Here is a 21,204-nt window from a genome sequence, read left to right on the forward strand (position 1 = left end):
TCGCCGCATGGCCACTCTCCTCAGCATCTCCATTCCGCAGCCTTGCGCCCAGCCCTGGGCCAATATGTCGCCCACCGCTGCCGGCCGTCACTGCGCCGCCTGCGCCACCGAAGTGGTCGATTTCACCCGCATGAGCGACGCCGAAATTCTGGCCTTTATGGCCCGGCAGGGGGGGCGGCCGGTGTGCGCGCTGGCGCATTCGGCGCAGTTGGCCCCATTGGCTCCGGCCACGCGCTGGCGGCGCTGGCTACTGGCCGGGCTCGCGCTGCTGGGCTGGCAGTCGGCTACGTCGTGCGCTACCAAGGCACCCCAGCAGCCGCCCGTGCCCACCACCGCCACCGTGGCCACCGACCCGGCCATGACCCCGGCGCGCCAGCTTATCATTCGCGGCCAGGTGCTGGACGGGGCCGGTGGTCCCGCCGTGGCCGGCGTGCGCGTGCTGATAAACGACACGCAGTTCGGCACCATCACCGATGAGAAAGGCAACTTCGAACTGATAATGGCCCGCGACTGGGCCCCCATTGCCAGTGGCAGTGTCACGCTAAAATTCCTGGGTAATCCGTTCGATTTCCAGCCTAAAGATGTGGTGCTGGACCTGAAAGCCACGCCCCAGCCCGCCCCGCTGGTCGTGCCTATGGAGTCGGTGCCCAACCGGGGCAAGGTGATGGGCAAAATTCGGATGCCCGAGCCGCCCGTGGCCCCGCCGCAGAAGTAGCAGGCCGCTTCCTCAGTAGCCATAAGCTAAGCTTCAACCCCTGAAACCATGATTTCCATTCCGAAGCCCTGTGCTGAAAGTTGGGCTGCCATGACGCCCACAGCCGCCGGCCGCTAGTGCAGCCGCTGCCAAACGGAGGTGGTGGATTTTACTCGGATGAGCGACGCCGAAATGCTGGCTTTTATGGCTGGTAGGAAAGGGCAGCGCGTTTGCGCGTTTATGCCGGCTCCGGCGATAGTGCCGCACCATCCGAAGCGGTGGAGTGGCCCCCGGCAATGGCTGTTGGCGGTAGCTGCTTTTCTGAGTGGACAGCAGGTTTCGGCGGCCGCTTTGCCACCGCAGCCGCTGCTCATCAGGCAGGCGCTGGTTGGGCAAAATCCCACTCAGGCCATGATTACCATTCGCGGGGTCGTACTGGATGACTCCTTAAATGTGCCGGAAGATGGAGCGAAAGTGTACTTCGGCGACACCCAATACGGTACGGTTGCCAACGAACGAGGAGAATTTTCCTTTTCCTTTCCCGCTGATTGGGCACCCGCAAAAAGCGGGGTTATAAAAGTGCGAGTTGGGGGAGTACCTTTTGCGCTTTTAGGGCAGACGGTAGAGGTTAATGTTGGAGGGGGGGCAGCACCCGCGCCGCTTGCTATCCGTTTGCTTTCGATTCCGGAGCGCGGCTTTCGCAAAGGAAAAGCCAAGTTTGAGGAGTCCCCGGTAGCGCTGCCAGGTTCGCGCAAAAGCCGTTACTAACTCCAAACCTTTCGGCCCCAAAATGCCTTCTGAGAGGGTATGAAAGTTTTGCGTTTTGCCCTCCTTTGCCTGCTGGCGGCCTGCGCCGCCCCCCGGCCCACCACCCGCTTCAACCCCACCGCTACCCGCGCCGCGCTGCCCCACGAGGAAGCCGTACATCCCAAAAACTCGCTGGAATGGTGGTACCTCACCGGCCACCTGCACGACCAGGCTACCGGCGAGGATTTCGGTGTGGAATACGTGTTCTTCCACTTCAACCTGAAAGACGGCCGCCAGGACTGGCAGATGGTGAACGTGGCCCTGACCGACCCGCAGGGCCAGCAATTCCACTTCGACTACAAGCTGGGCAAGCTGCCCGTGCTGCTCACCGACTCCTTGCCGCTGCGGCTGCGCGAACACCAGCGCGGGCAGGTCTGGAAGTTTGACGGGCAGGAGGGAGCCTACCACCTGCAAGCCGCCCTCACCGGCAAGGCCAATGCCGGCTGCGCCCTCGACCTGACCACCCGGCCCACCCGCGACGTGGTACTGCACAGCGGCACCGGCTACGAAAACTACGGCAACGGCATCATGGCCGGCTATTATTCCTTCCCGCGCCTGGCCACCACCGGCACGCTCACCGTGGCCGGCAAAACCCGCCAGGTAACCGGCGAGCTGTGGTACGACCGGCAGTGGAACTGCACCAGCATCGTGGACAAAAACGTGGGCTGGGACTGGCTCAGCATCCAACTAGACCAGCCGCAGGAGGAATTCATGCTGAACACCCTGCGCAATTCCGCCACCGGCAAAAACCTCAACAACGGCACTTTCAGCGGCGCTACCGGCCCCAGCGTACACCTCTCCGGCCCTGATTTCCAGCTCACGCCCCTCACGTACTGGACCAGCCCAACGTCCAAAAAGAAGTACCCTGCCACCTGGCGCGTGCAGGTGCCCGCCCAGGGCTACGACCTTACCGTGGAGCCGCTGGTGCCCCAACAGGAGCTGGCGCTACGGTTTTTCCACGCCTTCACCATGTATTACTGGGAAGGCATGTGTCGTGTGAAAGGCACTCACAATGGACAGCCCGTGACGGGCAAGGCGTACGTGGAGATTACCAATCGGTAAGTACCGTGGACTCTGCGAGTCCGCGAATGGGGCCGTTCAAACGCGCGGACTCGCAGAGTCCACGGTACTACTGATTCAGTACCACGCGGAAGGTGGTGCCGCGCCCCGGCTCGCTCCATTTCACGAAAAGCTTGCCCTCGTGGTAGTTCTCGATGATGCGCTTGGCAAGGGCCAGACCCAAGCCCCAGCCGCGCTTTTTGGTCGTGAAACCGGGCATAAACACGCTTTCGAGCTTGTTTTTGGGAATGCCCTTGCCCGTGTCGGTAATGTCGATGGCCACCTGGCGGGGCGGGGCACCGCGCCGGTACCAACTGCGGCGGGTACGCACGCGGCGCAGGTGCAGCGTGATGGAGCCGCGCCCTTCCATGGCATCCACGGCGTTTTTGCAAATGTTTTCGATGACCCAGTCGAACAGCGGCACGTTGATACGGGCCGGCGTGTCCATCGGCAGGTCCGATTCAATCTTGAAGATTACCTTTTTCGACACCCGGCTTTGCAGGTACTCGATGGCGTTGCGGGTGGTCTGGTACAGATTTTCGTCCTTCAGTACCGGCACTGAGCCGATGTTGGAGAAGCGCTCCGTGATGATTTCCAAGCGCCGGATGTCCTTGCCCAGCTCCTCCACGATGGGCTCGTCTTTGAAGCGGTCGGAGTCGCGCAGGTAGTTCTGCCAGCCTACCAGGCTGCTGAGGGGCGTGCCCAGTTGGTGGGCCGTTTCCTTGGCCAGGCCCACCCACACGCGGTTTTGCTCGGCCCGGCGCGATGAGCTGAACGCGAAATACGCGATGACGGCCAGGCAGCCAATCACCACCAACTGCACCAGCGGGTAGGTGCGCAGTTGCCGCAGCAGCTCCGAGTCGCGGTAGAAAATGTAGTTCACCTGCCCCGCCCCAAATTTTACGATGATGGGCGGGTGCTGCTTTCGCATCAGCAGCAGCTCACTGTCGAGCAGCGTCACCGAATCGGCCGGCGAGAGGTGGGCCGGCATGGTGATGTTTTTGGCGTTGGTGATGTCCTTCCCGTCGCTGCTGAGAATGACCGGAATGGTGGTGTTGTTGCTGATTATTTCGTTGAAAACAAAGGTGTTGGTTTCGGTTTCGGAATTGATGATGTATTCCAGCGCCTTGGCGTACAGCTGAATCTGCTGCTGCTCCCGGGCCGACACGCGCTGCACCAGCCAATTAGTGTAGATGACCGTGGCCGCCCCGATGAGCAGGGCCAGCACGGCTATCAGAATTTTGATGCGGGTTTTTTGGTCGTAAATCGGAGGCATTAACAATTACTTAGGAATCCAAAAAAGAACGTCATGCTGAGCGCAGCCGAAGCATCTCTACCGCGCAACTAATCCTGTCGATTGGATTACTACCACACGCGAGATGCTTCGGCTGCGCTCAGCATGACGTTCTGATAACGTTCTTCAGGAACGTCAAATTACCCCACCAGCACGGCGTTGCTGCTGGCAATTTCCTGCAAAATCTCCAGTACGTCGGCGGGGGTTTCGGCATTCACCAGGCTGGTGCGCCAGGCTTTGGCCCCTTCCAGGCCCCGGAAATACTGCGCGTAGTGCCGGCGCATCTCAAACACGCCCACCTTCGGCCCCTTCCACTCAATGCTGCGGTCGAAGTGCATCTGGCAGGCGGCCACCCGCTCTTCCAGCGTGGGCGGGGCCAGGAGCTGGCCGGTGGCCACGTAGTGCTTCACCTCCCGGAAAATCCAGGGGTAGCCGATGCTGGCCCGGCCAATCATCACGCCGTCCACGCCGTAGCGGGTTTTGTATTCGAGGGCTTTTTCGGGGGAGGTAATGTCGCCGTTGCCAAAAATCGGAATTTTGATGCGCGGGTTGTCCTTGATTTTGGCGATGAGCCGCCAGTCGGCCTCGCCCTTGTAGAGCTGGGCGCGGGTGCGGCCGTGTACGGTGAGGGCGGCAATGCCTACGTCTTGCAGGCGCTCGGCCACTTCTTCCACGTTTTTGGTGCCTTCGTCCCAGCCCAGGCGGGTTTTCACGGTCACGGGCAGGTGGGTGTGCTTCACCACCGAGGCCGTCATGGCCACCATCTTGGGGATGTCCTGGAGCAGAGCCGCACCCGCGCCCCGGCAGGCCACCTGCTTCACCGGGCAGCCGTAGTTGATGTCAATCAAATCGGGCCCGGCCTCGGTGCTGATGGCCGCGCACTCGCCCATCGTCTCCACGTCGGAACCGAACAGCTGAATGCCGATGGGCCGCTCATAATCAAAGATATCCAGCTTCTTACGGCTCTTGGCAGCCGCCCGAATCAGGCCCTCCGAGGAGATGAATTCGGTGTACATGAGGTCGGCCCCGTGGGCCTTGCACACGGCGCGGAAGGGTGGGTCGCTCACGTCCTCCATGGGCGCTAGCAGAAGCGGGAAATCGGGAAGCTGGATGTTGGGACCTATGTTGACCACGGGAATACTGGGGTTATAAGAAGGCGTTGGTAGAGCCAGAACGGTAGCGCGTGACCGTCATGCAGAGCGCAGCGCAGCATCTTTGCCTCGATAGTAAATCCTTTCGATTGGATTACTTCCTGCGGGCAAGATGCTTCGCTGCGCTCTGCATGACGTTCCTTTACCTTCGTTCAATTACGCCTAAGTTAAAAACTGCGGTAAATTTACGCCCTTCCCAACTTGCGCCCCGCTATGAAAGGTTTCCTACCCCGCACCCTGCACCCTGGCCTTCAGATATTGGTGCTACTGGCTATGCTGGTGGCGGGGGGCTGCGTGGGCTACGCCATCGTGTTTGCCTGGGCGCAGTGGGGCTTCGGCTTGTCGGTGCTTGAAATCCAGCAGGTGGCGCAGGCCCCGGCGGCCTCCCCGCAAGGCTGGAGCCTGTTGATGATGATGCAGGGAGTGCTGCTGTTTGTGGCGGGCGCGGGCGGGGCGCTGGGGCTGGCCTCGGCGCTGGGCTACGGCTGGGCCGAATATTTCAGTCCGCGCCGGCTGGGGGCGGCGTGGTGGCTGTTGGTTGTGGCGGTGCTGATTATCGTCACGCTGCCGTTCATGTCCACCATCATTGCCTGGAACGCGGAGGCGCATTTCCCGGCCGCGCTGCACGGGTTTGAGGTGTGGGCGCGGGCCAGCGAGGACCGCGCTGCCGTCCTCACCAGGTTCCTGACGAATTTCAACTCGCCCGCGCGGTTTTGGGTGGGCGTGCTGGTGATTGGGCTGGTGCCGGCCGTGGCCGAGGAGCTGGTGTTTCGGGGCGTGATTCAGAAGAACCTGGTGCGCTGGTTTTCGCCGCATGTGGGCGTGTGGCTGGGGGCGGCCATTTTTTCGGCCATTCACTTCCAATTTTTTGGGTTTGTGCCGCGCTTCGTGCTGGGGCTGGTGCTGGGGTATCTGTACCTCTGGAGCGGCAATATCCTGGTGAGCATGGCCGCGCACTTCACCCAGAATGCCTTCCAGCTCGTCATCCTCTACCTGGCTCAGCGCGGCCAATTCGGCTGGGGCTTCGACCCCGACTCCACCGATGCCCTGCCTTGGCTGCTGGTGATTCCGTCGGCCCTGCTCTCGGTCGGCTTGCTCTATGCCCTGCACCGGCACTTCACGGCCCCGGCCGCGCCCACCGCCATGCTCACCCTCAGCAGCGAGGGGGTAAAGCGAATAGTGTAGAGACGCAATATTTTGCGTCTCGTCGTTGAACGACTTGCGTTGAACCTTCGTAACCGCGCCGTTCGCACAAACAATTAAACAACATCAGCAACGACGAGACGCAAAATATTGCGTCTCTACCTCGCCAGATTCCCACATTAATTCACTTCCCACTTTGCCCGACGCTACGCCTCCGATTATCCCTGTTACTATCGAAGCTCCTGCTGAAAAAGCCGGCCCCAGCAACCTGCGTCTGCGCGTCATCTGGGGCGTCATCGGGGCCGCGCTGCTGCTGGGCAGCGTCTGGTTCAGCCCCTGGACGTTTGGGCTGTTCTTCGCCGCCGTGCAGGCCATCATGCTCTGGGAGTTTTACCGCATGATGCGGGCGGGCGGGTACGCGCCGGCTACGTGGATTGGGGTGGGGGCGGGTACCATCCTATTTGTAGCAATATGGGTAATTTGCTTTAGTAATGGAATGTACATTAATGGGGTAAAAGGCGAATTCGCGTCGAGTAAGTGGGCTCCCTTGTTTGAGCAAATACAAGCAGTTGTTTCTCCAATAGCTATTGCCACACTGTTTCTATTGCCAATAGTTTTAATTGTGCGTGAGATGCGGGAGTGGCCGCAACAAAAGCAACCGTTCACGAATGTGGGACTTACCCTTTTGGGTTTGCTGTATGTAAGCCTGCCAATGGCTATGCTAAATGCGTTGCCGTTTGTCCGCAACAACGGTTTTCTCCCCCGCCGCGTTTTCGCCCTGCTCTTCCTCATCTGGGCATCCGATATCGGCGCGTACGCCGTGGGCCGGGCCATTGGCAAGCACAAGCTGGCCCCCAAAATCTCGCCCGGCAAAACCTGGGAAGGCTGGGCCGGTGGCTTCTTGCTGACGCTGGTGGTGGGCTGGGCCATCGGCTACATGCTGCCCGATATGCCGCTGCTGCACCGCCTCGTGGCGGCGGGCGTGGTGGCCGTGTTCGCGCCCCTCGGCGACTTGGCCGAGTCCATGCTCAAGCGCAGCGTGGGGGTGAAGGACTCGGGCAGCATCATGCCCGGCCACGGCGGCCTGCTCGATAGGTTCGATGCGTTTCTGCTGGTGCTGCCGGTACTGGCGCTGCTACAGCTGCTGGTGGGGTAGGGGCTCATTGCCGCGTTGCGCTACGCTTCATTCGCAATGACAGATGGTTAGTGTTTCCCCAAACCTTTGGGGCACTTGCCCGCTGCTTCCTGCCAAAAGCAATACCTTTGCGGCGCGAAACCGTACCCAACTTCCCACCCAACCCACACCCCTAAATCCCCATCCCGAATGGCAGCCCACACTGTGTACAAGGAGCCGGCTCCGATAATGGACCGCGAAAATCCGCTCGAATCCATGATGTCGCGTTTCAACATTGCGGCCGAAATCCTCGGCCTCGACGATGAAACATACAACGTTCTCAAAGCGCCCGATAAGCAGGTCATCGTGAACCTGCCCGTGACGATGGACGATGGCAAGCTGCGCGTGTTCGAAGGCTACCGCGTGATTCACAACACCATCCTCGGCCCCTCGAAAGGGGGCATCCGCTACGACAAGCACGTTCACCTCGACGAGGTGAAGGCCCTCGCGGCCTGGATGACCTGGAAATGCGCCGTGGTGGACATTCCCTACGGCGGGGCCAAGGGCGGCATCATCTGCGAGCCCACCACCATGAGCGCCGGCGAGCTGGAGCGCCTCACCCGCGCCTACACGCTGGCCCTGAAAGACGTATTCGGCCCCGACCGCGATATTCCGGCCCCCGATATGGGCACCGGCCCTCGCGAAATGGCCTGGCTGATGGACGAATTCTCCAAAACCGTGGGCGCAACCTCGCCCGCCGTAGTAACCGGCAAGCCGCTGGTAATGGGCGGCTCGCTGGGCCGCACCGAGGCCACTGGCCGCGGCGTGATGGTATCCACGCTGGCCGCCCTCGCCAAGCTGGGCCTGAAGCCGACCGAAGTATCGGCCGCCGTGCAGGGCTTCGGCAACGTGGGCTCCTGGGCTGCCAAGCTGCTCTGTGAGAAAGGCGTGAAAATCAAGGCGGTGAGCGACGTATCGGGGGCTTACTGGAACGCCGATGGCATCAACATCGACGAAGCCATTGCCTACAAGAATGCCCACAACGGCCGCCTCGACGGCTACACCGGTGCCGCGCTGATGGACAACGCCGACGACCTGCTGACCGCCGATGTGGACGTGCTGGTGCCTGCCGCCGTGGAAGACGTCATCACCGAGCACAACGCCCGCGACATCAAGGCCAAGCTCATCGTGGAAGGTGCCAACGGCCCCACCTCGGCCTCGGCCGACCCGATTATCAACGAAAAAGGCATCATGGTGGTGCCGGATATCCTGGCCAACTCGGGCGGCGTCACGGTGTCGTACTTCGAGTGGGTGCAGAACCGCCAGGGCTTCAAGTGGACCGAAGAAATGGTGACCGAGCGCGCCGACCGCATCATGTCGGACGCCTTCGAGAAGGTGTACCAGACCAGCCAGAAATATAAAATCCCGATGCGCATCGCGGCCTACGTCGTGAGCATCGACAAAGTGGCCCAAACCTACAAGTTCCGCGGCGGCTTCTAAGGACCACCGATTCAACGGATTTTAACGGATGAAACGGATTGCCGTGGTTTTGCTTTTCGTCAGTCGTTTTTGAAATCCTAACGTATTTACTGGAAAAAGGCATGAGCCACCGGGTTCGTGCCTTTTTACTTTTCCTGCCGACCTTTACTGGCACTACTGAAACAGTTCACTTACGCAGATGCTATACGGACCCACAATCATCCGTTTCATCCGTTAAAATCCGTTAAATCTGCGGTTCATGAAGATTCATAAAGAAGGAAGACGCATTCTGTTCGTTACGCTGCTGATTTTGTTGGCACTCAACCTACTTGTATTTCAATTCAATAAGGGGGCTGACCTCGTGAACCGGCTCTTCGCCGGGGCCACGGTCATTATCTTTTTGCTAATTCTCCAGTTCTTTCGGAGCCCGTTCCGGCACCTGTTCACCCATGAGGACCTGCTGCTGGCCCCCGCCGACGGCAAGGTGGTAGTGATTGAAAACGTGTTTGAGCCCGAGTATTTTGAGGATGAGCGCAAGCAAATCAGTATTTTCATGTCGCCCATCAACGTGCATGTCACGCGCAACCCCATTTCGGGCCTGGTGAAGTACTTCAAGTATCACCCCGGCAACTACTTGGTGGCCTGGCACCCCAAAAGCAGCACCCAGAATGAGCGCACCACCGTGGTGGTGGAGTCCGATGCCGGCCCGCTGGTGCTCTTCCGGCAGATTGCCGGGGCCATGGCCCGCCGCATTGTGTGGTATGTGAACGAGGGCGACGAAGTGAGCCAGGGCGAAGAGTTCGGCTTCATCAAGTTCGGCTCGCGCGTCGATGTATTCGTGCCGATGGACACGGAGGTGAAAGTGGAGCTCGGCCAGAAGGTGAAAGGCGGCGAAACGGTGATTTGCCAGCTGAAGGTCTGAACCGCAGATTATGCAGATTTAACGGATAAGAACGGATTCTAATGAGTCCGTTCTTTTTTTGTGTTCGTACTTGCGGGAGGGTCTGCGTTTTGGTTTTAATATACGGGGCGCGTTTTGACGAAGCGTTTAAATTATAATGACGGGCCGCCGCAGTTGATGAGTAAGCCGATGGGTAATCGGTAGGTTTCGAGGTAGTTGATGATTTGAGCGTGGTGGGTTTCATTTAATGCACTCAGCGCTTTCAATTCCACCAACACCGTGTCGTTGACACAGGAAATCAACGCGCCGTGAGCCGATTTCTTTCTGCCGATAATGAATCGGCATTTCCAGCTCGCGTTGCGCGACGATACCGCACTGCTCCAACTCGATGGCCAGCGCCCGCTGATAAATAGCTTCCTGAAAACCCGTGCCTATTATGCGATGCACTTGCATCGCACAGCCGATAATCCGACCCGTTAATTCTTGGTAATCCTCCAGATTTATTAACGTCCTCTCCATCGCGCAATAAAAATCCGTTCTTATCCGTCAAATCCGTTAAAATCTGCGGTTCAGAACCAGGTAGCGGCCAGCTGCATCAGTTGCTCCAGCGCGGTCTGGTCGTCGTGGTCGAAGTCATTGAGTTGGTCGCTATCGACATCGAGTACGGCCACGACCAGGCCGTTTTTGAGGATGGGCACCACGATTTCGGATTTCGAATCGGAGCTGCAGGCAATGTGGCCGGGGAAGGCTTCTACGTCGGGCACGAGGAGGGTTTCGGCGCGCGCCCAGCTGGCCCCGCACACGCCCTTGCCCTGGCGGATGCGCGTGCAGGCAATAGGGCCCTGGAACGGCCCGAGCACCAGCTCTTCGCCTTTCACGAGATAAAAACCGACCCAGAAAAAGCCGAACGCCTGCCGCAGCGCGGCGGCCGTATTGGCCAGGTTGGCGACGAGGTCGGGCTCGCCGGTGGTGAGGGCTTCGATTTGGGGCAGCAGCTGCCGGTATTGCTCGGCTTTAGTGAGCGTGGTGTCGAGGGTGAGGGTTTCGGCCATGATGTAGCGCAGACTTTTAGTCCGCGAGTGGATTTTTGGATTGTCGTATTTTAAAGACGCATTCGCGGACGATAAGTACCGCTGGGTAGGACCGCGCTACTGATTTACGTACCAAAACAACTCATCGGCCCCAACGTTTTCGACGGTGCGCAGGCCGCTGTGGCCCAGGCGTGGGGCAGCAATGCCCTGGCCAAGCTTCATGGGCGAGCGGAATACGCGGATTTCGTCCCACATCCCGGCGTTTATCAGCGCATTGAGCACCGTGGGGCCGCCTTCGACCAATACCGATTGCACCTGACGTTGGTAGAGGTCGGCCATGACCTGGGGCAGGAGGTCGTCGGCTTCATTCAGCATGACGTGGTCGAGGTTGGTGGTGTGGCGGGGCTGGCGGTAGGTGTAGATGAAGGTGGGCTGCGAGCCGTCGAGCAGGTGGTGGGTGGGCGGCAGGCTCAGGTTTTTGTCGATGACGAGGCGCGTGGGCTGGGCTCCGGGCCAGTCGCGGGCGCTCAGGCGGGGGTTGTCGTGCAGGGCCGTGCGCGTGCCCACCAGAATGCCCTGTTCCTCGGTGCGCCACTTGTGCGTGAGCAGCCCCGCCTGCGGCCCGCTGATTTGCACCTGCTGAAAGTAGCGGCCGGCCAGGAAGCCATCGGCTGTTTCGGCCCATTTTAGCACCAGGTAAGGGCGCTTTTTTTCGTGAAAAGTGAAAAAACGTCGGTTCAGCCAGCGGCCTTCTTCGGCCAGCAGGCCGGTTTCGACGCGCACACCGGCGGCGCGGAGCTTCTCGATGCCGCGCCCGGCCACCAGCGGAAATGGGTCCTCGTTGCAAATCACCACCTCGGGCACGCCTTTGGCAATGAGCAAATCGGCGCAGGGCGGCGTTTTGCCGTGGTGGGCGCAGGGCTCCAGCGTGACGTAGACGCGGCTTTTCTTCAGCAAGTCCTGGTTTTCTACCGCAGCCAGGGCGTTTACTTCGGCGTGGGGGCCGCCGTGTTGCTTATGCCAGCCCTCGCCGATGATGCGGCCTTCGTGCGTTACCACGCAGCCGACCAAGGGGTTGGGCCGGGCGTAGCCGGTGCCGAGCAGCGCCAAATCGAGGGCGCGGCGCATGAACAGGGCATCATCGTTTTCCATGGGCGCGAAGGTAAGCGCCGGGCCGCCGCTGGGGCGCGGCGCTACCTTTGGCGCAATGAACGTTCGCCAATTTACTGCCTCGGTCGCCACGGCGCTGCAAGCTATCTACCCCCAGTCCGAAGCCCAGGCCATTGCGGCGTTGGTGGCAGAGCACCTACTGCAAATGGATGCCCTAGCCCGCCTGATGGAAGCCCAGCAGCCCGTTGCGCCCGGCGCGGAAGCTGCGCTGGAGCCGCTGCTGGCCCGGCTGCTGGTCCACGAGCCGGTGCAATACGTGCTGGGTACCGCCTACTTCGCCGATATGGACCTGGAAGTGACGCCCGCTACCCTCATCCCGCGCCCCGAAACTGAGGAACTGGTGCATCTCATCAGGCAGGAGCAGGCGGGCCGGGCGGGCCTGCGCGTGCTCGACGTGGGTACGGGCTCAGGCTGTCTGGCCCTGGCGCTGGCCCGCCTGCTGCCCGCCGCCGAGGTGCTGGCCGTGGATATTTCGACCGAAGCCCTGGTCGTGGCCCGGCGCAATGCGGCCCGCTTTGCGCCGCAGGTGGCGTTTGAGCAGGTTGATATCCTGAATGGCTTACCCAAGGAAATTGCCCCCGGCTCGCTGGATATATTAGTAAGCAACCCGCCCTACGTGCGCGAAAGCGAGCGGCCCGCAATGCGCGATAACGTGCTGGCCTGGGAACCCGCCACTGCGCTGTTCGTGCCCAATGCCGACCCGCTGCTGTTCTACCGCCGGCTGGCCGAAGTGGGCTGGGCGCTGCTACGCGCTGGCGGTGCTATTTATCTGGAAATCAACGAAGCACTGGGTGCTGAAACGGCGGCCCTGCTCACGCCGGTAGATTTTGAGGATGTGCGCGTGCTTCCCGATATGTTCGGCAAGGCGCGGGTGGTGCGCGGTACCCGCCGGTAAGGCTCACCTGTCACCCGGAGCAAAGCGAAGGACCTCATCACATTAGCACGACTTGCGCCAACGTAATGAGGTCCTTCGCTTTGCTCCGGGTGACAGGCGGACGATTATTCCACCATCAGCTTGGCGCGGTAGGTGCCGCCATTGGTGCTCACCACGTAGATGTAGACGCCAGCGGGCAGCTTGGCAGTCTGGTAGTTAATCTGATGAGTGCCCGCGCCCAGCGTGGCGGAGCCTACCGGTACGTCGGCCACTTTCGCGCCGGTGAGGCTGAACAGGGCAATGCGAACGGGGCTGGCGGTAGGCAGCGTCACCTCGAAGATGGTGGCCCCGGCCGTGGGGTTGGGGTAGGCCGAAACCTGGGGGGCGGCGGCTCCCGCGCTGGCTTTGGTGGCCAGCACCTGCACACTGCCAATGGCATTGGCGCAGTTGGTGGGCACGATGCGGTTGCCGGTGATTTCCAGCCAATCAATGTCGGCAAAAGAAGCGACGGCGGTGGTTTCGAGGCGAATTTCGTTCACACCGTTGTTCAGCGTTACGTTTTGGGTGGCGAAGCCGAAGGTGGTGCTGCTGGCCGTGCGCGGGAAGGGCGCGACCGGGTTCACCACCACGCCGTTGATGCTGAGCTGGCCGGTGAAGCCCGAGCTGGCGCTGCTGTTGGAATAGCGCCATTTCAACTCGTAAGCGCCAGCGGGCGTCACTTCCACTTTCCAGACAATGGCTCGGCCCGACGAGTTGGTCAGGTTGATGACTGAGCCGTTATCGGCCCCGGTGTTGTTGCTCACCACGCCGTCGAAGTTGCACAGGCCGGTGGCGGGCGTGTTGGTGTCCTCGATGCGGATGAGCGGGCCGGGCGCGCCGGTGCCGGGAATGAGCGTGAAGGTGGCGCGCAGGGCCTTGCTGCCATGCACCCGGAAGGTAAGCGGGTTGGTGGTCGTGGTGCTGTCGCCGCTCCAACCGGCAAACTGCCAGCCGATGCCGGGCGTGGCCGTGAGCGTCACGCTCTGGCCCAGGTTGTAGATGCCGCTGGCCGGCGTCACGGTGCCCTGGCCCAGCGCCGAGGCTGTGACCGAATACGTGCCCGCTGCCAGCGTGGGACCCACTTTGCCGATGCCCGCATTGGCTACCACGATGGCCGGCACGTCGGCGGCCGTATTCAGTACGCTGGTGTACACGTAGGGCACCACGGCGGTGCAGGCCGTGAGCAAATGCACGTCGGAGGCATACACGAAGGGGCTGTTGACAAGGGTGTTGCCTACAATGTCGCCGTAGCCATCCATCGGGCTATAAGCGGCCACGTAAGGGTTGCGGGCGTTTTCATAGTAGTTGTTTTCGATTTTGAGGCAGGCCCCCATGCGCGAGTTCACGCAGGTGGAGGCAATGTCTTTGTAGTAGTTGTTGAAGACGTGGCCGGTGCCGAAGCGGAACAGCGGCAGGCGCGAGTTGATGTTCTCGAAGCGGTTGTGGTGGTAGGTGATTTTGCGGTCGAAATTGTCGGTTTCGGTGAAGCCGCAGAGGCTGGCCTTCCAGCCGTCGTGCAGGTAATTCCAGGAATAGGTGATGTACTGGCAGTCGGCCTTGGCATCGAGCAGGCCGTCGTAGTCGTCGGTGCCCACGCCCTGGTACACGTTGTACATCTCGCAGTGGTCGACCCAGATGTGGTTGGCCGGGCCTTCAATGCCGATGCAGTCGCCATCGCCGGTAGAGGCCAGGACGTTATGCACTTTCAGGTTTTGCAGGATGATGTTGTTGGCCCGGAACACCTTCAGGCCGATGCCGACGAACTCGCCCAGCCGGTCGAAGCCGATGATGGACAGGTCGCTCACGTCTTTCACGTCAATCTTGGTGAGGGTGGGCGAGTTGGACAGCGTGATGGTGCCGTTGATGTAGATGGTGAGTGGCTGCGCTCCCTTGTTTCTGATGGCGGCTTGCAGGGCCGTGCCGGTGCTCACCGTGACGCTGGTGCCGCCCGCGCCGCCGGTGGTGCCCGTGGTCATGGCCGCGTAGCCGAACACGCCAAAGGTGGCTCCCGCCGTTTGGGCGAAGGCAGAGAAGGAGCTGGCCAGGGCCAGCAGCATAATGGAGAGTAAGCGTTGTTTCATGGGTGGAAAGTGGGTGGGTTTGGGAAGCAAGCGAAGCGTTTGCCTGGTAATAGTAGAACCTTAAGTCCTAATAAGACGCTGGAAAACAGCTTTATATTAGCGCAAACGATGCCGGGAACGATGCCGGATAACCTCCTGACTGATGCATTTAAGCCAAAACCCAAAAGGCCACCCGGCAGCGGATGGCCTTGGCGACAGGTGCAGGCGAAGCTACTTCGGCAGCTGGCGCACGAAGGCGGCCAGCGCCCGGCTCACTTCGTGCGGACTTTCGAGCAGGGCGTTGTGCTTGCCGGGCATGGGCACCACGCGCTGGTTGGGGAAACAGAACGCCTGGTGCTGCGGGCCGGTTACGGCATCGGCCGAGCCGGGCAGAACCAGCACGGGCATCCGCAGGGCCGGGGTGGCCGCCGTGAAATCTTCCAGGTAGCCGTCGATGACGCCGGGTTGGTAGAGAGAGGCCGCAAAATCGTGGTTGGCCGGTTGGGCGGGCTTGATGCGGGCCACACGGGCCGCCGTGGAGTCGGTGCTGTACATGAGCTGGTCCATGAGGTGGTGCTGGTTGAGCAGGCCCATCACCATGCCGAAACGCTGGGGCAGCGGCGCAGCAGTATCGACGGATGCCCGGGCGGCGGGCGGCAGCAGAGCGTAGCCGTTGGTGGCCAGGCTTTCCATAGAAGCCGGCAGGTTCAGGATACTGTTGCTGAGCACCAAACCCAGCACATGCCCGGGGTATTGCCGGGCGTAGGCCGTGGCAATGAGGCCACCGAAGGAGTGCGACAGCAATACCCACTTATCAACGTGCAGCTGCTGGCGCAGCTCTTCCAAATCCTGCACCAGGCGGGGCAGGCCATAGCTTTGGGTAGCCGAGCTGGCCGAGCGGCCACTGCCGCGCTGGTCGAGGTAAATCATTTGAAACTGCTGTTCCAGCAGGGGGCCAGCCAGGGTTTCCTGCACTTCGGAACCCGCGCCGGGGCCGCCATGCACGAACACGCAGGGACGGCCCTGGCCCGCCACATGCACATACAGGCGCACGCCGTCCGAAGTGGTAACGGCCGGGGTGCCGTTGGCTAAAACCAAGGGGGCCGCGTAGGCGCTGGTAGTAGCCAGCAGCAGCAGCGAGAAAATGAGGTGGAACAGGGCTGGGCAGGTAAGGGAGTGCGTTTTCATGTCCCAAAGCTGGCAACGGGCCGGCCCGGGCCGAAATAAAGGTTGCCGAAAGGGGGGATTCAGGCGATGAACCGATGGCGCGGCCGGAACAAGCGTGTAGCTGCCGGGCACAAAAAAAGAGCCGTCATGCCTGGCATGATGGCTCCTGGAGGTTCTTCACCCGGCTAATTACAGGTTCTGCAGCACGAAGTTGGTCATCTGGCGGTAGAGGTGCAGGCGCGTGTTGCCGCCCGCAATGCCGTGGTTGCGGTTGGGGTAGTACAGCGTCTGGAAGTCCTTGTTGGCTTTCACCATCGCATCAACCAGGGCGATGGAGTTCTGGAAATGCACGTTGTCGTCGCCGGTGCCGTGCACGAGCAGGAACTTGCCTTTCAGGTTCTGGGCGAACTGCACGGGCGAGTTGTCGTCGTAGCCGCCCGGGTTTTCCTGGGGCGTTTTGAGGTAGCGCTCCGTGTATACGGTGTCGTAGTAGCGCCAGTTCGTGACCGGGGCCACGGCGATGCCCATCTTGAAGAGGTCGGCATTTTTGGTCATGGCCAGCGAGGTCATGTAGCCGCCGTAGCTCCAGCCCCAGATGCCGATGCGGGATTTATCGACGTAGGGCAGCGTGGCCAGGTACTTGGCGCCCTCGCCCTGGTCAATGGTTTCGAGCTTGCCCAGGTTGGCATATGTGGCCTTGCGGAAGGCCGAGCCCCGGCCCGACGTACCCCGGTTTTCCACCGAAACCACGATGTAGCCCTTTTCGGCCAGCAGTTGGTGCCAGAGGTAGTTGGTGAAAGCGGTGCCGCCGCCGGCATTATCCAGCACCGTCTGGGTGCTACTGGTGCCGAAGCTGGGGCCGCCGTAAACGTGCATCAGCACGGGGTATTTCTTGGCGGGGTCGAAGTTGCTGGGCTTTATCATCCAGGCATTCAGCGCCACGCCCTCGGTGGTTTTGAAGGTGATGAATTCGAGCTTGCCCAAGTCATACTGCGTCAGGGTTTGCGTCAGCTTAGCATTGTCTTCCAGCGTTTTCACCAGCTTGCCGGTGCTGCCCTCGCGCAGGCTGCTCACGGCCGGCACGCCCGCCGACGAATGCACATTCAGGAAATACTTGGTGTCGGGGCTCATGTTCACCACGTCGGTGCCCGGGCCGGCTTCGCTGATGCGCTGCTTGCCTTTGCCGCTCAGGTTCACGCGGTAGAGGTGGCGCTGCAGGGCCGAGCCTTCGGTGCTGGTGTAGTACACGTTGCCGGTTCTGGCATCGAAGCCGTTGATGGCCGAGATTTCCCAGCTGCCCTTCGTGAGCTGGCGTACCGGCTTGCCGTCCATGTCGTGCAGATAGAGGTGCTGGTAGCCGTCCTTCTCGCTGGTGAACAGGAACTGCTTGCCCCCTTCGAGGTAGTTCAAATCGTCGTTTATCTCAACGTAGGCGGGGTTGGTGTCCGTGAGTACCACCTTGGTTTTGCCGGTGCTGGCATCGCCGTGCAGAATTTCGAGCTTGTTTTGCAAGCGGTTCAGGCGCTGGATGCTGAGCGTGTTCGCCACCCGCGTCCACTGCACGCGGGGGATGTACTGGTCGGCCACCGGGCCTACGTTCATTTTGGTGGTGCGGGCGCTGGCCACGTCGTAGCTGCTCACACTCACGACGGAGTTTTTTTCACCGGCCTTGGGGTATTTGAAGCGGTATTCCTTAGGATAAAGCCCGCCCCATTCCTGCATGTCGTACTCGGGCACCTGGCTTTCGTCGAAGGTGTAAAAGGCCAGCTGCCGGCTATCCGGCGACCAGAAAAAGCCCTGCGCGAAGCCAAATTCCTCCTCGTACACCCAGTCGGCCGAGCCGTTGATGAGGTTGTTTCTCAGGCCGTTGGTCGTCACGGTGGTTTCCTGCATCGTGGCCAGGTCGGTCACGTACATGTTGTTGTCGCGGGTGAAAGCCACGCGCTGGCCATCGGGCGAAAACGTGGCGTAGCCCTGCTTACCGCCGGCGCTCAGCGGCGTCAGCTTCTTGGTGCCGCGGTCGAACACGTAGTAGCTGGCGCGGGCGCTGCGGCGGTAAATGGGCTCGGTACCGGTCGTGAACAGGATTTTCTGCTCGTCGGCGTTGAAGGAGTAGCCATCCACGTTGAGCGGCGCGGCGGCCAGCTGCAATTCGGCGGCGGCCACCAGGGTTTGCACGGCTTTGCCGGTGGTCACCTCGTACTGCACCAGGCTGCCGTTTTCCAGGGCCGAATAGTAGCGGCCGTCGTTCATCCAGTTGAAGCCCGGCACCGAGGCCGAGCGGAACGTGGGCTTGGCCCAGATGTCTTCCAGGGTCAGGGGGAGCTTCTGCTGCGCGTGCAGGAGGGTGGGGGTGAGGCCCGGCACCAGGGCCGGGCCATTGGTGGCCAGGAGGGCTGCCAGCGCAAAGAAGCGTAAACGCATAAGGAATAAGAGCAAAATCGAAATAAGGACGACAACCGAACGTTAAAGGTAACATTCGCCGGCAGCACGGCTGCTGGCCGTGGCCCCCGTTACCTTTGCATTATGCGTTTTCGCCTCCTGTTGCTTTGCCTGCCCGTGCTGCTGGCCGCCTGTTCCAAAACCGCCCGGCCGGTTCAGCTCGATTTTGTTGGTATCTCCACGCTCACTTCCGGCAGCAAAACGGTGCAGCCGAACGATACGCTCACGACCCGCGTGTACGCCGTGGGCAACGATAATATGCTCAAGCGCCTGCGCATCACGGTCACCTACGAGCCCGGTATCACGCCCATTATTTACCCGTCGCCCCTGGCGTCCTACGACCCCACCAAAGCACCTGGTAATAAAGAAATTATCTACCTCGACTCGCTGATTGAGCCCAAACCCGGCATTACCAACGGCCGCGCCATCAGCGAAGTACTTTTCGTCAATCAGTTTTCGGCCCGCGCCACCTCCGGCACCGAACTGTGGCAGTACACGGCCACCGATGTGGCCGGGGCCACGGCCAGTCGCGCTTACCGTCTCACGGCCCGCAAAGCCGACTCGGCCGCCGTCTTTCACAGCTTCACGGCCGTGCTGCGGCCGGTGCCGCGCCGGGCGGCCGTGGTGGCCCGGGGCGCGCGCGACCGCAGCCGCGTGTTCCTCAACCTGCAATACGGCTTAGTGCTGCCCAAATACGCGGTGCTGAACCAGGAACGCTCCTTGGAGGCCAACCAGGCGCTGGTGGACCTGTTCTGCATCGCCAATGGCACGGGTACCTCCGTGCAGCTGGTAGCACCCGCCAATCCCGATACCGCCGTGTGCAAGCTGCCCGCCGTGTGGACGGTGCGGAAATCTACCGTCATGCACCTAACCACGCTCACCAGCACCCAGTTTGCCGCCGCTACAGTTGACGATTTTGCCACGGGCTACAGCAGCACCAACGCCTACGCCCCCAGCGGCCTCGCCACCGGGGCACTGAGCAAAGGCCAGGTCATCGCTTTCAAAATCACCGACGGCACTACCGAACGCTTCGGCCTGCTGCTCATTTCCGACCTCGTGCTGGGTTCGGCTCCGGTGCTGACTTGCTCCGTCAGGGTGCAGAAATAAGGACCCTGGCAGACAAGAAAAAGGGCTGCTCCGATGTGGAGCAGCCCTTTTTCTTGTCTGCCGTTACGCTTCGGCTAGAAGGTAATGCCGGCCGTGACGCTGGTAGTGTAGCGTGTGCCATTCACCTTGATGACCGGCTGCAAGCCATTATTGAGCGAATAAGGCGTGTAAAGCTGGTTGAAGGTGGTGTACACGGCTGCCGCGTCCAGGAAGAAGTTGCCCTGGCGCAGGCCGCCACCCACCGTATAGAAGTTCTGCGCCCGCTCATTATTAATATCGCCCTTGTAGGGGTCGCCATAGCGGGCGTAGCCCAGCCGCAGCCGAAACACATCGAAACGGCCCTCGGCTCCGAAGCGCAGGTTCACCGCGTTCTTGTAGCTGGTCTGAATGTCGCTGTTTTCGTTCGTGAAGGCATAATTATCGCCCACCGCGCTTTGGGAGTCGTTGTGCAGGCGCGCCTGCCCGTAGCCCACGTATTCGATGTCGCCGGTCAGGAAACCACGTTTGCCCAGCGTGTAGGCCAGCCCGCCGTTGGCCCGGAAGGGCGTGGTAAGCGTATAGGCGTAGTCGTAAGTGGCCATCGATACCGTATAGGGCGTCAGGGGCAGGTCGCCGGGGGCGCGGTCAGTGCCCTGCGCGCTGAAGCTTGAGGTCAGGCTCTCGCTATTGGTGTCGGTCAGTTGCATGAACGTAGGCGTTTGCACCGAGGCCCCCACGCGCAGGTTGTCCAGTGCCCGATAAATGAGTCCCAGGCGGGCGTTGAAGCCCCGGCCGGCCGTTTTGAGCCCCTTGGTGCTCATCAGGCTGTTGAAATGGGTGTTCGGGTCGTTGTCGGCTTCCGTCAGCGTCCGGGTCTGCGTAAAATTGGAAGTAATAATGCCGATGGCCCCGCCGATGTACAGCCGGTCGCGGTAGTTGCCGCCGTAGCCAATATCGAACTGCGAAACCGACCCTGCATTGGTCACCGTCTCGCCCTGATTGAGTACGCTGCCCTGCTGGCGCAGCACCACAATGGAGTCGACTTTGGGGCGCAAAATCCGGACGTTGGCCAGATATGCCCCGTAGGCCAGTCCTAATTTAGAAGTGTAGGTGCCGGAATAGGCTTGGTCATCCAGCGATTGAAACGCGGCCCGGCCCTGTACGCCATCGGCCAGCGGCTGCAGCCGCGATAGGTACGACTGGTTGTTGTTCAGCGTTCCCTGGTAGCTCGAAGCCGAATTGAAATCGGCCACCCGGCTAAAGCCCAGCGCAAAAGCCCCGCCGCGCCAGTTGGAGGTTTGGTCATTGTCGGGGCGGCGGGTGGCAAATACTCCGCCCAGGCTGGCGATGTGAAAGCTGTTTTTGTCGGCGCTTTGCGAAGCCATACCGTTGCCCTGAATGCTGGCATCGCTCTGGCCAATGCCGATGCCGGGCGTGAAGTGGAGCTCCGATTTCTGAAACAGCCCCAGCCCAGCCGGGTTGCTGGTCAGGTTGCCAAAATCGGCTCCCAAGGCCACATTGGCTCCGGCAATGCCTTGTGTACGGGCCGGCCCACCAAACTGCAGGCGGGAATAGCGCAACGCATCGGTGGCGTCCTGGGCAAAGGCGTGGCCTGCCTGCCCTGCTACGAGGGCCAGGCTAAGCCAGATTATCCGTTTTTTCATGGTGGGGTGGAAGAAAAGGAGCCAGCCGA

19 protein-coding genes are annotated in these 21,204 nt (G+C 61.1%); 9 read left to right on the forward strand and 10 right to left on the reverse strand.

Translation table 11 applies throughout. From position 1 onward, the window contains the following. Positions 1-7 precede the first annotated feature (7 nt). The 3 genes from ACVWYF_RS18625 to ACVWYF_RS18635 all read left to right on the forward strand — a co-directional run bounded on the left by ACVWYF_RS18625 (position 8) and on the right by ACVWYF_RS18635 (position 2,563). Positions 8-715: a carboxypeptidase-like regulatory domain-containing protein gene (locus ACVWYF_RS18625; protein WP_457070809.1), complete on the forward strand. Its 708-nt coding sequence runs from the start codon at positions 8-10 to the stop codon at positions 713-715. Between the two features lie 156 nt (positions 716-871). After that, positions 872-1,462 carry a hypothetical protein gene (locus ACVWYF_RS18630; protein WP_457070811.1) on the forward strand — a complete coding sequence of 197 codons (591 nt, stop codon included), beginning with the start codon at positions 872-874 and terminating at the stop codon, positions 1,460-1,462. A gap of 39 nt (positions 1,463-1,501) precedes the next feature. After that, positions 1,502-2,563 carry a lipocalin family protein gene (locus ACVWYF_RS18635; protein ID WP_457070813.1) on the forward strand — a complete coding sequence of 354 codons (1,062 nt, stop codon included), beginning with the start codon at positions 1,502-1,504 and terminating at the stop codon, positions 2,561-2,563. Positions 2,564-2,630: 67 nt separating this feature from the next. Here the strand turns inward: ACVWYF_RS18635 and ACVWYF_RS18640 are convergent, their stop codons facing one another. Together ACVWYF_RS18640 and dusB are read right to left on the reverse strand one after the other, a co-directional pair. Further along, positions 2,631-3,836: an ATP-binding protein gene (locus ACVWYF_RS18640; protein ID WP_457070815.1), complete on the reverse strand. Its 1,206-nt coding sequence runs from the start codon at positions 3,834-3,836 to the stop codon at positions 2,631-2,633. A 158-nt stretch (positions 3,837-3,994) separates the two neighbouring features. Next, positions 3,995-4,987 (reverse strand): tRNA dihydrouridine synthase DusB, encoded by a 993-nt coding sequence (gene dusB, locus ACVWYF_RS18645; protein WP_457070817.1) that lies wholly within the window; start codon positions 4,985-4,987, stop codon positions 3,995-3,997. Between the two features lie 231 nt (positions 4,988-5,218). Between dusB and ACVWYF_RS18650 the strand changes: the two genes are divergently transcribed. From ACVWYF_RS18650 to ACVWYF_RS18665, 4 genes are all read left to right on the forward strand, one after another. Beyond that, positions 5,219-6,190, forward strand: coding sequence for a CPBP family intramembrane glutamic endopeptidase (locus ACVWYF_RS18650; RefSeq protein WP_457070819.1), 972 nt, complete (start codon positions 5,219-5,221; stop codon positions 6,188-6,190). 154 nt (positions 6,191-6,344) lie between these two features. After that, entirely contained in the window at positions 6,345-7,304 is a 960-nt protein-coding gene (locus tag ACVWYF_RS18655; protein ID WP_457070821.1) for a phosphatidate cytidylyltransferase, read from the forward strand. 168 nt (positions 7,305-7,472) lie between these two features. After that, a complete protein-coding gene (locus ACVWYF_RS18660; protein ID WP_457070823.1) occupies positions 7,473-8,762 on the forward strand; it encodes a Glu/Leu/Phe/Val family dehydrogenase in 1,290 nt (429 codons plus the stop codon). A gap of 238 nt (positions 8,763-9,000) precedes the next feature. Next, on the forward strand, positions 9,001-9,663 hold the full coding sequence (locus ACVWYF_RS18665) for a phosphatidylserine decarboxylase family protein (RefSeq protein ID WP_457070825.1): 663 nt from the start codon (positions 9,001-9,003) through the stop codon (positions 9,661-9,663). A gap of 131 nt (positions 9,664-9,794) precedes the next feature. Here ACVWYF_RS18665 and ACVWYF_RS18670 read toward each other — a convergent pair whose 3' ends face one another. The 4 genes from ACVWYF_RS18670 to ribD all read right to left on the reverse strand — a co-directional run bounded on the left by ACVWYF_RS18670 (position 9,795) and on the right by ribD (position 11,825). Next, positions 9,795-9,920: a GxxExxY protein gene (locus ACVWYF_RS18670; RefSeq protein ID WP_457070828.1), complete on the reverse strand. Its 126-nt coding sequence runs from the start codon at positions 9,918-9,920 to the stop codon at positions 9,795-9,797. Continuing rightward, the gene (locus ACVWYF_RS18675; RefSeq protein WP_457070831.1) at positions 9,883-10,161 is read right to left on the reverse strand and encodes a GxxExxY protein; all 279 of its coding nucleotides are present in this window, start codon (positions 10,159-10,161) and stop codon (positions 9,883-9,885) included. Before ACVWYF_RS18675 ends, ACVWYF_RS18670 begins: the two co-directional genes overlap by 38 nt. A 50-nt stretch (positions 10,162-10,211) precedes the next feature. Continuing rightward, the gene (locus tag ACVWYF_RS18680) at positions 10,212-10,694 is read right to left on the reverse strand and encodes a GAF domain-containing protein (protein WP_457070834.1); all 483 of its coding nucleotides are present in this window, start codon (positions 10,692-10,694) and stop codon (positions 10,212-10,214) included. 96 nt (positions 10,695-10,790) lie between these two features. Next, a complete protein-coding gene (gene ribD / locus ACVWYF_RS18685) occupies positions 10,791-11,825 on the reverse strand; it encodes a bifunctional diaminohydroxyphosphoribosylaminopyrimidine deaminase/5-amino-6-(5-phosphoribosylamino)uracil reductase RibD (protein ID WP_457070837.1) in 1,035 nt (344 codons plus the stop codon). A 55-nt stretch (positions 11,826-11,880) separates the two neighbouring features. Between ribD and prmC the strand changes: the two genes are divergently transcribed. Next, positions 11,881-12,738, forward strand: a complete 858-nt coding sequence (gene prmC / locus ACVWYF_RS18690; protein ID WP_457070840.1) for a peptide chain release factor N(5)-glutamine methyltransferase — start codon at positions 11,881-11,883, stop codon at positions 12,736-12,738. Between the two features lie 104 nt (positions 12,739-12,842). Here the strand turns inward: prmC and ACVWYF_RS18695 are convergent, their stop codons facing one another. The 3 genes from ACVWYF_RS18695 to ACVWYF_RS18705 all read right to left on the reverse strand — a co-directional run bounded on the left by ACVWYF_RS18695 (position 12,843) and on the right by ACVWYF_RS18705 (position 18,407). Then, a complete protein-coding gene (locus ACVWYF_RS18695; RefSeq protein ID WP_457070843.1) occupies positions 12,843-14,837 on the reverse strand; it encodes a pectate lyase family protein in 1,995 nt (664 codons plus the stop codon). Between the two features lie 210 nt (positions 14,838-15,047). Beyond that, on the reverse strand, positions 15,048-16,004 hold the full coding sequence (locus ACVWYF_RS18700; protein WP_457070846.1) for an alpha/beta fold hydrolase: 957 nt from the start codon (positions 16,002-16,004) through the stop codon (positions 15,048-15,050). 168 nt (positions 16,005-16,172) lie between these two features. Further along, positions 16,173-18,407 carry a S9 family peptidase gene (locus ACVWYF_RS18705; protein WP_457070849.1) on the reverse strand — a complete coding sequence of 745 codons (2,235 nt, stop codon included), beginning with the start codon at positions 18,405-18,407 and terminating at the stop codon, positions 16,173-16,175. 102 nt (positions 18,408-18,509) lie between these two features. Between ACVWYF_RS18705 and ACVWYF_RS18710 the strand changes: the two genes are divergently transcribed. Next, positions 18,510-19,532: a hypothetical protein gene (locus ACVWYF_RS18710; RefSeq protein ID WP_457070852.1), complete on the forward strand. Its 1,023-nt coding sequence runs from the start codon at positions 18,510-18,512 to the stop codon at positions 19,530-19,532. Positions 19,533-19,606: 74 nt separating this feature from the next. Here the strand turns inward: ACVWYF_RS18710 and ACVWYF_RS18715 are convergent, their stop codons facing one another. Further along, on the reverse strand, positions 19,607-21,175 hold the full coding sequence (locus tag ACVWYF_RS18715; protein ID WP_457070854.1) for an OmpP1/FadL family transporter: 1,569 nt from the start codon (positions 21,173-21,175) through the stop codon (positions 19,607-19,609). Between the last annotated feature and the right edge of the window lie 29 nt (positions 21,176-21,204).

The organism is Hymenobacter sp. UYAg731 (genome assembly GCF_054061335.1).